Raw genomic sequence first — 10,536 nt, 5'->3', positions numbered from 1 at the left:
GAAGGTCTGTAGCGCTTGGAATGGATTTCTTGAGTGCAAAGATCGCGTCACAAAAGTGTGTACAAGAGATTGGATTGACCTGATCAGTTAATTTTCCGGATTGGTATGAGTCTTATTATTCGTCTCAGAGTTTGTAGAGGCGCTTTACGTTGATCACGAGCTCTGATATTCCGACACTTATTATTAAGCTCTGCTCTCTCTAGCAGCGCTTGATTACGTAAGTTTATACTTGTGGCTATTGGTTCGTTGATTAACTTTTCCTGAGCGTCTTGAGAGCTCTATCTCCTACTAATTTGAACTGGCTGATAAAGATGCCTCGTTTCTAATAACAAGGTTTTGTTGGTCGGTAACTCTTGCTATCTCCCTCTACTTAATAGATTAATCTACAGGCAGTTACGTGAACTCCCCGGTTATAACGGTTTATAGTTGGAACGTTGATGGCTATTTAATTGTTAATTCAACGTGACTTTAAGTGGGCATCTGTCTGCGGGTAAATATCTTTAAGCGCCTTCTCTCAAGCTGATCTCCATTTGTTCTTGAACTTCAAGGTATCACTTTTCTCTATGACTCCTCTCGAACCTCTTATAAGGACTTGTTTATAAGAATGGTAAAACTACGTACAGACACAACTAAAGTCGTTCTCCGTGTGTTTGAGAAGCCCAGTTGAGCAATTTCATGGTTAGTTGGTATTGGGCAGGTAAGTGTTTGATGAGCTTGGTTTATAGCTATTGTAGAAGTTATCTAGGGTTAAATAGCAGATACAAAAAAGCCGATGCTAGACATCGGCTTAGTTTGAGTCGCTTAGAGTTAAGCGGGTTGAACTAGAGCGAGCGCTTTACGAGAAACCTCGTGAGCTGCTTTCGTTAAGTTTTGCTTCTCTAGTGCGTCAGATAGGTATCCGTAATCTGAAACATTTGAGCGAAGTGCTAGGGCTTTTTCGAAGTGGCTTTGTGCTTCCGCCCACTTCTGCTCTCTTAAGTAGAACTGAGCCAGCGCGCTGTGTGCTTCGGCATTACCACTGTCTTTACTAATTGCACGTTCTAGCATGACCACTACTGGGTGGTGATCGGCTAGGTTCAGCTCTGGAAGCAACATGTAGAGTTCATTTGACCCACTCTTTGCAATGTTCTCTTTGATCACAGTGAAGGCTTCTGAGTCAGCTTTGCGAGCGATAAGTTGCTTCACAAAGCAGGATACAAGGTGCGAACTTTGTTTCTGTTTTCTTGAAAGCTTGTTCCAATGGCTGATTAAACCTTCGCTACCTTGCTGTTGTGCCACATCATGAAGTAGCCCACATTGTGCTTTCTGTTCTAATTCACGTTGCTCATCAGCTGTTAGAAGTTTGTTCTTAACTAATTTAGGAGTTAACTCTAGCAATGGCTGCCATAACTTCAGTTGCAAGTAAGTGGCTTTTAACAGGCCAAGTACAGCAGTGTTATTAGGGTATGTGCCTTTTAGGGTCGAAAGTGTATCGAATGCAGCTTCGTAGTTTGACTCGCTGATTTGCTGTTTAGCTTTAGTTAGCTCAACCGCTAGTAGAGAGTCGTCCTGTTGGCTAGCAAGCTCGATGTACTTATCTCGCTCACTTGTATTACCTTGTTCGTGTGCCGCTTGAGAAGCGACTAAATAACAAAGTAGAGGCATGTCGTGATGGTTAGCCCAACGAGTTACTTTCTTCTCAGCGCCTTTCCAGTCACCTTCAAGTAGCTTGATAATGCCTTCATTGGTATAACGACGAGAACGTTTCAGCTTACGAACACTGAACCAGTTCCAAGTTGTCGAGCTTGCGTACATAAGCTTTTTAAATAGGTACTCTAAGCCGAATAGAGCCGCTAGAAGAGCAATGACAAAGATAACCAGTGTTGTCACGCTCATCTCAATAGTCTTATTCGCAATTGAGATCAGAACGTAGCCTTGTTGACCAGAGAACTGAGTACCAACAATTAACCCAGCACCTAGAACGAGAAAAAGAAAAATCCAACGAATCATTATTTTTCCTCCGTGGTCATAACGGTGACTTCACGACGTAGGCGCTCACGTATCACATCTGACAACTCATTTTGAGATTCAAGCTTTACAGGGTATTTCACAGAGATGTTCTGTTCACTTAGCTGTTTAATCGCTTTCTCAAATTCAATCACTGAGTTGTTATCTTGGTTTAGATACGCTTTCGACCACTCGCTAGCGGTATTAAGAGCTGCGCTATAGAGTTCACCTTGTTCTTTGTAGACGGCGCGAATCGCGGTTTCTAATTTACCTTTGATGTTTTCACGCAGGTAGAAGTGTTGTTCAGGAGAGAGTAGAGGGATAACTTCGCCATCACGACTACGGAAGGTAATGAAGTTTTCTGAGAAGTCTTTCATCGACGTCATCAGGTTGTTCTGCCAATCATTAATATCTTGCGATACCGCTTTTTTCTCAACAACCGCAGCTTCCGGAAGAATCGCATTGGCAAGCGGCAGTGTATCGACTTGCTGTTGCAAGCTTGTGATACGCAGAACTAAGCCGTCACGGTCGATCAGAGGAATAGTGCGAAGCTTGGTAATGTCATTGGTCATTGATTGACGCAGTGACACTAAGCTCGGGTCATTCAGTGCTGCGATACGTTGATCGGCGCTTTCCATTAACTTGGTTGCGCTAACGGCATCATGCTCGAGGAACAGTTTACGTCCTGCTAGTTTCACAAGGTAATCGGCTTCGGCAAGTAACCAGTCATTCGGGCGGCGACCTTTCACGTCAGCCACTGCTAACTGCAGGCTTTGAATGCTCTTCTGCTGTTGAGATTGCACGACCTGAGTTTTCTCCACCGCGTGTGAGGCTTCTTGGATAGTCTCTTGCTTGATGGTTTGTAGGTCTTTATTTACCGCAGATTGGGTATTTTGAAGTTGTGCTTGAAGAGCGGCTATTTGAGCCGAGTATTCAGCGCTCTTTTGCTGCATTTGAAATGCGATACCGCCACTGAAGATAATTGAAATAGCGATCGCAATAGCGCCTAGTTTGACACCGCGCTTACCTTGCTTTTCTGCTTTCTCTATTTGCTCTTTATGCTCAGCTTGAGGCTGCTCATTTTTAGCGGTATTTGAAGCAGAGGCATCAAGCTTCTGCTCAGGTTGTTTTGTCTCTGTAGAGTCAGCTTTTTCGTTTTCAACAACTACTGGCTGAGTATCTTGTTTCTTTTCAGGTTCAATATGCTCATTATTTTTTTTGCTTGTCATGCTTATTTCCTGTTTCTAGCTAGGGCCGGAGAGCAGCCAGTAATATTTGGTTCGTAGCACTGTGAGTATTGGTCACATTCGAGAAGCCGAGTTGTTGTGCTCGTTCTACAATGCGCTGGCTTGGGACAAATAGATGTCTTGTTGAAAGCCAAGCCAAATACTCATCAGGGGTAATTGAGCAGAGATACTCCAATTGTTCCTGACTAGTGATGACAACTTTGGACGTTTTTTTGTTTATCCATGTTTGATAGGTATTGTGGTCGCTAATAGGAATATATTCTCTACGGTAGGTCTCACAATAAGAGACTTGTGCACCTCGATTGAGTAGAGAATCCCTAATGAGCTCACGCCCACCATTGCCACGTAGTATCAAAATGGACTTATTTTCTACGCCATTAAGTTCAGTAAGTTTAAGAAGATGTTCACTATCACTAACTTGAGGATAGTTTACTTTTTGTTTACAGACTTTGCTTAAAACGTGCGCAGTTTTTTGACCAACGCCAAGATAAAGCGGCGAAGTAGGCCAAATGGATGAGGTTTTTGAAAGGATGCTTTGGGCAGCCGCCACGGCGTGGTGACTGACTGCAATAATGATATCGCTGTTATTAAGCTGGGTGCTTAAATCCGCAGAGTTGGGATTATCCACGATACGAATCAGCGGATGATGGATTGCTTGAACCCCTTCATCCGCTAGTTGTTGGCAAAGCGATTGTCCCTCTGAACCGGGACGAGTCACCAACACTGTCATGATTATTCTTGGTCAACGTAGAGCTTGGTTAAGATTTCTCTCGCGCCATCATCCAGCAATTGATTTGCCAGAGTCACGCCAAGTGCTTCTGCATCTTTGCGAGGGCCAGAGATCTCACCACGAACCATCTTAGAACCGTCCGGTTCACCAACTAATGCACGTAGCCAGATGTTTTCGCCATCTAATAATGAGTAGCTGCCGATAGGAACCTGACAGCCACCTTCTAGGGTAAGGTTCATTGCACGTTCGCACAGTACACGATCAGCCGTGTCTTTATGATTCAGTGGTTCAAGGAGTTTAATCAGACGCTCGTCATCAAGGCGACACTCAATACCAACAGCGCCTTGGCCAACAGCAGGGAGAGACTGCTCTGGTTCGATGAAGCTACGAATACGCTCTTCTAGCTCTAGACGTTTAAGACCTGCAGCAGCCAGTACGATCGCATCGTATTGACCATCATCGAGTTTACCTAGACGAGTACCAACGTTGCCGCGCAGCTCTTTGATGATCAGATCTGGGCGGTATTCTAACAGTTGGCATTGGCGACGCAGACTGCACGTACCCACGACAGCACCTTGTGGGAGTTCGTCGATGTTGTTGTAAGTGTTTGATACGAAAGCGTCACGCGGATCTTCGCGCTCACAAATTGTTACCAGACCTAGACCTTCAGGGAAGTCGACAGGTACATCTTTCATTGAGTGAACCGCTAGGTCAGCACGACCTTCTAGCATGGCTACTTCAAGTTCTTTAACGAACAGTCCTTTACCACCCACTTTAGCAAGCGGAGTGTCTAGGATGATGTCACCTTTGGTCACCATAGTTACCAACTCAACCTCTAAACCAGGGTGAGCAGCTTGCAGTGTATCCCTTACAAAGTATGCCTGCCAAAGGGCAAGAGGGCTTTTTCTGGTCGCGATACGGATTGGTGCTGAATTTGTCATGGTGTTTCCGATATAGGTTCTGTAATAGCCTAATCCTACCATTATGAGGCGAGAATTCTTACTGTTTGATCATTCCATACTTTGATAGCTGAGAGATTTTCATGAGTTCACCAAAATAGTGTGATTAGTATCTCATTTGAAACATGGGCTATTATTAGAAATAGTCAATAAAGAGGACACTACGGCGCCGTGAGTTTAACTTTCTGTCATCAAGGAATTGACCAGTATGACGGGTTCCTTTGCTTTACCATTAAGGGTAAAAGTGTTAAATTGATCACGTTTTGTTGCTCCTTTCGTTCAGTAACTAAACAGAACTGCACTTAACCTCAAACCAAGGACTTACCTTGCAGGCTTACACTCAAACTTTGATTCAACGATTAGACAATCTAAATCAGCAGCGCATTGATCGTGCGTTGGCGTTGATGAATGTGCAAGGCCAGCGAGTATTCAACCTTATTCCCGCACTGCTTCACTTCAATCACCCGATGATGCCTGGTTATTATGACCAACAAGTTCCTTTTGGAATTCGTAGCTTCACGCTTAATGAATTCCAAAAGCAATTTGTCTCTGATACCGAATTAACGCTGGGTGGCAAACTCACCGAGACGGATGAACCAGCAATCCTTGGCTTGTACACCATGGGTAGTACTTCTTCTATTGGTCAAAGCACTTCAAGTGATCTTGATATCTGGGTGTGTGTTTCCCCGGATATGGATGGCGCCTCTCGCGATAGCCTAACCAACAAGTGTCTCTTGATTACCGATTGGGCTGAAACCTTGGGAGTAGAAGCGAACTTCTTCTTGATGGATGAAGAGCGTTTCCGTTCGAACCATTCAGAAGAGATGACCGGCGATAACTGTGGTTCTTCACAGCACTTATTATTGCTTGATGAGTTTTATCGCTCTGCGGTTCGTTTGGCTGGTCAGCGTTTGTTGTGGCAAATCATTCCGCCAGAAATGGAAGAGTGTTACGACGAGTATGTTCAAGGTTTGTGTCAGGATGGCTATCTTGATTGCTCGCAGTGGATCGATTTCGGCAAGCTGAATCGCATTCCCGCTGAAGAGTACTTTGGTTCAAACCTGTGGCAGCTCTATAAGAGTATCGACTCACCGTATAAATCGGTTTTGAAGGCGATCCTGTTAGAAGCCTATTCATGGGAATACCCAAACACCCAACTGCTGAGTATTGATACCAAGCGTCGCTTCTTCGCGGATGAACCGGATCTGTATGGCATGGATAGTTACTATCTGATGCTTGAGAAGGTAACGCGCTACCTAGAGCGTATTAACGACCATACTCGATTGGACTTGGTGAGGCGCTGTTTTTATCTTAAGACCCACGAGAAGTTGTCACGAGATGCGGGCATTGGCTCCGTTGCGTGGCGTCGTGAAGCCTTAACCGAGATGACTAAATCTTGGAATTGGGGACATGAAACCATTGCTGAGCTCGATAACCGCCGTAACTGGAAGGTTGAGCAGGTTAAAGTGGTGCACCATGCACTGCTTGATGCCTTGATGCTGAGCTATCGTAATCTGATTCAATTTGCGCGTCGTAACGACATCACTTCGGCAATCAGTCCACAAGATATCAGCATCTTGGCACGTAAGCTTTACGCTGCGTTTGAGGTATTGCCAGGTAAAGTGACACTGCTGAACCCACAAATCTCTCCGGATCTGCATGAACCCGACTTGAGCTTCATCGAAGTTCGTCAGGGTCAGTCGAATAAAGCAGGTTGGTACTTGTATAAGCAGCCACTGGTTGCACACCGCATTCTTGGTCAGCCTTCTCTAGAGCACCATGAGTACTTGAGTAAGTTGGTAGCATGGTCGTTTTTTAATGGCTTGATTACCGAGTCGACACGTTTGCACTCTGTGGTACGTGACGCTCACATCGATATCGATAAGTTCTATCAAATGGTGAGCGACCTGCGTAATACGTTTTCTTTGCGTAAGCGTCGCCCAAGTATGCAAGCACTGGCGAGCCCGTGTGAGATAAGCCAGCTAGCGATGTTCATCAACTTTGAAAATGACCCGACGTCTGAATTAAGTGGTCGTGCATTAAAAGTGGACCTCAAGAACGCCGATATCTTCAGCTTTGGTGAGGAAGGTAAGAGCTTAGTCGGCAGTGTCGACTTAGTTTATCGTAACTCTTGGCATGAAGTACGTACGCTGCATTTCCAAGGTGATACGGCAATGCTGGATGCGCTGAAGACGGTGCTTGGCAAAATGCACCAAGATGCTTTACCGCCAGAATCGGTTGATGTGTTCTGTTACAGCAAAAACCTGCGTGGTGTGATGCGTAACATGGTGTATCAACTGCTTGCTGAGTGTATCGATTTACGATTGAAACCGATTGAACCCGAGAAGCGCCGCCGCTTTAAGGCTATTCGTTTAGCTAATAAGATGTTTGGTCTGTTCTTCGAACGTCGTGGTGTGTCGGTACAGATGTTGGAAAACTCGGTCGATTTCTACCGTAGCATCTCAACCAATAAGCTCAAAGGCTCACCTTTACTGATGCTCGATAAAGAGCAAGAGTATCAGCTACCAGAAGTGGTGGATGGTTTTGCGAGTGAGGGCTTGATTCAGTTCTTTTTCGAAGATACCGACAAAGGCTTCAATATTTATGTATTGGACGAGTCGAACCAAGTTGAGGTCTACCACCAGTACAGCGGTGAAAAAGATGAGATGATCGCGAGCGTGAATTCTTTCTACACATCGGTAAAAGATGAGTCGAAGATGTCGTCTAAGTTGATTAACTTTAACCTACCTCAGTACTACCAAATCGTTCATCCTGAAGAAGGCAATTCTTACGTTGTGCCTTATCGTAACGATGCAACTTTAGCTTCTCGGAGCTCAAAGATAGTTAACATCTAGTCTTACTAAGCCCGATTGATTTTAAAAAAAGGAGTGATTGATTCACTCCTTTTTAGTTTTGCTTACAAATGATTAGACCCAATCGATCGCTTCACCTGCGTGCTTCACGCATTCTTCTTTAACCATCTCAAACAGCTCCATGCCCGTCTTTGAACATGTCCACTTGTCGTCAACTAGCTTGAAGTGAAAGCCACCAGATTTAGACGCTAACCAGATTTCTTTCATTGGTTCTTGGCGGTTAATGATGATTTGGCTGCGGTTCTCAAACTCCAGCGTCATCACGTTACCAGTCACTTCGTAATCAATATCTGCCTCTGATTCATCGATAGCTTCTTCGATGTTTTGCATCTGTATATCGACCAGCTGATGAAATTCAGTCTCGTTCATCCTTTCTATCCTATTGCTTTTCCTGAGTGTGGTGCGATTATAGGGGGCATTGAGTTAATAATCACGATATGCAAAATGAAAAAATTAATTGCTGCTCTATTTATGATGTCCGTTATTGGACTTTCTGGTTGTGGTCAAACGGGTCCTTTGTACGATCCTGATGAAGTTCAGCAAACCGAACAATCACAATAAGTGAAAACACGCAGAAATCGTTATTTATAAGGGATAAGAACTTTGGATTACTTTAACTATCAGGAAGATGGCCAGCTTTGGGCTGAGGACGTCGCACTTTCACAACTAGCAGAGCAATATGGTACACCGCTGTATGTATATTCTCGTGCAACATTAGAACGCCACTGGAATGCGTTTGATTCATCGGTTGGTGAGCATCCGCACTTGGTGTGTTATGCCGTTAAAGCTAACTCAAACCTTGGCGTGTTGAATACTTTGGCTCGTTTGGGCTCTGGCTTCGATATCGTTTCTGGCGGTGAGCTAGAGCGTGTGGTTGCTGCCGGTGGCGATCCAGCAAAAGTTGTATTCTCTGGTGTCGGTAAAACAGCCGCTGAAATGAAGCGTGCGCTTGAGTTGAACATTAAGTGTTTCAACGTAGAGTCTGAACCAGAACTAGAGCGACTGAATAAAGTAGCTGGTGAGCTTGGTGTTAAAGCGCCGATTTCACTGCGTATCAACCCAGACGTTGATGCGAACACTCACCCTTATATCTCTACTGGTCTGCGTGATAACAAGTTTGGTATCGCTTTCGACCGTGCTCCTGCTGTCTATGAGTTTGCAAAAACACTCGATAACTTGTCTATCCATGGTATTGATTGCCACATTGGTTCTCAGTTAACGGATATCGAACCTTTCATCGATGCAACCGATCGCCTACTTGCGCTGATCGACCAGCTACGTGCTAACGGTATCAACATCAAACACCTTGATGTCGGTGGCGGCTTGGGTGTGGTTTATCGTGATGAATTACCACCACAGCCTTCTGACTACGCGAAAGCTTTATTGGCTCGCTTAGACAATCATTCTGATCTAGAGCTGATTTTCGAGCCTGGAAGAGCGATTGCTGCTAACGCTGGTGTATTATTAACGAAAGTCGAGTTCCTCAAGCCAACAGAGCACAAGAACTTTGCCATCATCGATGCAGCAATGAACGATCTAATGCGCCCAGCACTTTACCAAGCTTGGCAGGATATTGTTCCTGTGAGCCCTCGTCAGGGTGAAACTGTGACTTACGATTTGGTTGGCCCAATCTGTGAGACAGGCGATTTCCTAGGTAAAGATCGTGACCTTGTTCTTGAAGAAGGTGATCTGCTAGCAGTTCGTTCAGCGGGTGCTTATGGCTTCGCGATGTCATCTAACTACAACACTCGTTCGCGTGCGGCTGAAGTGATGGTGGATGGCGATAAAACTCACTTGGTTCGTCAGCGTGAAGAGCTTACGAGTCTGTGGGAACTTGAAAACATTCTTCCGGAGTAATTTTAAGCGTTATGCACTTCCACTTTTCTAAAATGCATGGTTTGGGCAATGATTTCATGGTCGTGGACTGCATTACTCAAAATATTTTCTTTTCTCCAGATTTGATCCGTCGCTTGGCGGATCGTCACACTGGCGTGGGCTTTGATCAGCTACTTGTGGTTGAGGCTCCCTATGATCCAGAAACTGATTTCCATTACCGCATATTCAATGCGGATGGCAGTGAAGTGGAGCAGTGTGGCAATGGTGCACGTTGTTTTGCACGATTCGTTCGCATGAAAGGCTTAACGAATAAGTACAGCATCAACGTGAGTACCAAGAAAGGTAAAATGGTTCTCAAGATTGAAGAGAATGACCTGATCACGGTGAACATGGGCATTCCTGAGTTCGAACCCGGCAAGATTCCATTCAAGGCCAAGCAGCCAGAGAAGACGTATATCCTAAGAACGGATGTACACACCTTATTCTGTGGTGCGGTAAGCATGGGTAACCCACATGTGGTTACCGTGGTTGATGACGTCGACACGGCTGATGTGGACACCTTAGGCCCACTACTTGAATCACATGAACGTTTCCCTGAGCGTGTTAATGCTGGCTTTATGCAGGTCGTTAACCGTGAAGAAGTTCGTCTACGTGTTTACGAACGCGGCGCGGGTGAAACTCAGGCATGTGGCAGCGGAGCGTGTGGCGCAGTTGCAGTGGGTATCACTCAAGGCTTACTGGCTGAGAATGTGAAGGTTCGTCTACCAGGCGGTGACTTACACATTAGCTGGCAAGGCCCGGGTAAACCTCTGTTTATGACCGGCCCTGCAACGCATGTGTTTGATGGTCAACTTTCTTGCTAATAACGACCCAAAACAAATATATTCATAAAAATAAAGGATAGG

The 10,536-nt window shown here is 45.1% G+C and carries 9 protein-coding genes; 4 read left to right on the top strand and 5 right to left on the bottom strand.

All coding sequences use genetic code 11. The annotated features are described in order from the left end of the window. Positions 1-807: 807 nt before the first annotated feature. The 4 genes from AB6E78_RS16570 to hemC are packed head-to-tail and all read right to left on the bottom strand — an operon-like array spanning position 808 to position 4,904. Entirely contained in the window at positions 808-1,989 is a 1,182-nt protein-coding gene (locus AB6E78_RS16570; RefSeq protein ID WP_017063752.1) for a heme biosynthesis protein HemY, read from the bottom strand. Continuing rightward, complete coding sequence (locus AB6E78_RS16565; RefSeq protein WP_017061006.1) at positions 1,989-3,215, bottom strand: uroporphyrinogen-III C-methyltransferase; 1,227 nt, start codon at positions 3,213-3,215, stop codon at positions 1,989-1,991. The genes AB6E78_RS16570 and AB6E78_RS16565 overlap by 1 nt, the downstream gene beginning before the upstream one ends. A gap of 19 nt (positions 3,216-3,234) precedes the next feature. Then, the gene (locus AB6E78_RS16560) at positions 3,235-3,963 is read right to left on the bottom strand and encodes a uroporphyrinogen-III synthase (protein ID WP_017061007.1); all 729 of its coding nucleotides are present in this window, start codon (positions 3,961-3,963) and stop codon (positions 3,235-3,237) included. A gap of 2 nt (positions 3,964-3,965) precedes the next feature. After that, positions 3,966-4,904 carry a hydroxymethylbilane synthase gene (hemC, locus tag AB6E78_RS16555; protein ID WP_372133963.1) on the bottom strand — a complete coding sequence of 313 codons (939 nt, stop codon included), beginning with the start codon at positions 4,902-4,904 and terminating at the stop codon, positions 3,966-3,968. A 344-nt stretch (positions 4,905-5,248) separates the two neighbouring features. Between hemC and AB6E78_RS16550 the strand changes: the two genes are divergently transcribed. Further along, on the top strand, positions 5,249-7,777 hold the full coding sequence (locus AB6E78_RS16550) for a class I adenylate cyclase (protein ID WP_017066755.1): 2,529 nt from the start codon (positions 5,249-5,251) through the stop codon (positions 7,775-7,777). 72 nt (positions 7,778-7,849) lie between these two features. On the opposite strand, the gene cyaY is transcribed toward AB6E78_RS16550, so the two are convergent. Then, complete coding sequence (gene cyaY, locus AB6E78_RS16545) at positions 7,850-8,164, bottom strand: iron donor protein CyaY (protein ID WP_017061010.1); 315 nt, start codon at positions 8,162-8,164, stop codon at positions 7,850-7,852. Positions 8,165-8,239: 75 nt separating this feature from the next. Between cyaY and lptM the strand changes: the two genes are divergently transcribed. The 3 genes from lptM to dapF are packed head-to-tail and all read left to right on the top strand — an operon-like array spanning position 8,240 to position 10,494. Beyond that, positions 8,240-8,356 (top strand): LPS translocon maturation chaperone LptM, encoded by a 117-nt coding sequence (gene lptM, locus AB6E78_RS22930; RefSeq protein WP_017063757.1) that lies wholly within the window; start codon positions 8,240-8,242, stop codon positions 8,354-8,356. Positions 8,357-8,398: 42 nt separating this feature from the next. Beyond that, a complete protein-coding gene (lysA, locus tag AB6E78_RS16535; protein ID WP_017066756.1) occupies positions 8,399-9,652 on the top strand; it encodes a diaminopimelate decarboxylase in 1,254 nt (417 codons plus the stop codon). Between the two features lie 11 nt (positions 9,653-9,663). Continuing rightward, positions 9,664-10,494 (top strand): diaminopimelate epimerase, encoded by an 831-nt coding sequence (dapF, locus tag AB6E78_RS16530; RefSeq protein ID WP_017061013.1) that lies wholly within the window; start codon positions 9,664-9,666, stop codon positions 10,492-10,494. Positions 10,495-10,536: the final 42 nt, after the last annotated feature.

Origin of the sequence: Vibrio sp. 10N.247.310.98 (genome assembly GCF_041467395.1) — a bacterium.
Taxonomy (GTDB): Bacteria; Pseudomonadota; Gammaproteobacteria; order Enterobacterales; family Vibrionaceae; genus Vibrio; species Vibrio crassostreae_C.
This window is presented reverse-complemented; position numbering and strand designations above follow the sequence as displayed.

Coding starts and splice junctions, on each gene's coding strand:
- cyaY (WP_017061010.1), bottom strand. CDS start 8,164: ATGAACGAGACTGAATTTCATCAGCTGGTCGATATACAGATGCAAAAC.
- AB6E78_RS16565 (WP_017061006.1), bottom strand. CDS start 3,215: ATGACAAGCAAAAAAAATAATGAGCATATTGAACCTGAAAAGAAACAA.
- hemC (WP_372133963.1), bottom strand. CDS start 4,904: ATGACAAATTCAGCACCAATCCGTATCGCGACCAGAAAAAGCCCTCTT.
- lptM (WP_017063757.1), top strand. CDS start 8,240: ATGAAAAAATTAATTGCTGCTCTATTTATGATGTCCGTTATTGGACTT.
- dapF (WP_017061013.1), top strand. CDS start 9,664: ATGCACTTCCACTTTTCTAAAATGCATGGTTTGGGCAATGATTTCATG.
- AB6E78_RS16570 (WP_017063752.1), bottom strand. CDS start 1,989: ATGATTCGTTGGATTTTTCTTTTTCTCGTTCTAGGTGCTGGGTTAATT.
- AB6E78_RS16560 (WP_017061007.1), bottom strand. CDS start 3,963: ATGACAGTGTTGGTGACTCGTCCCGGTTCAGAGGGACAATCGCTTTGC.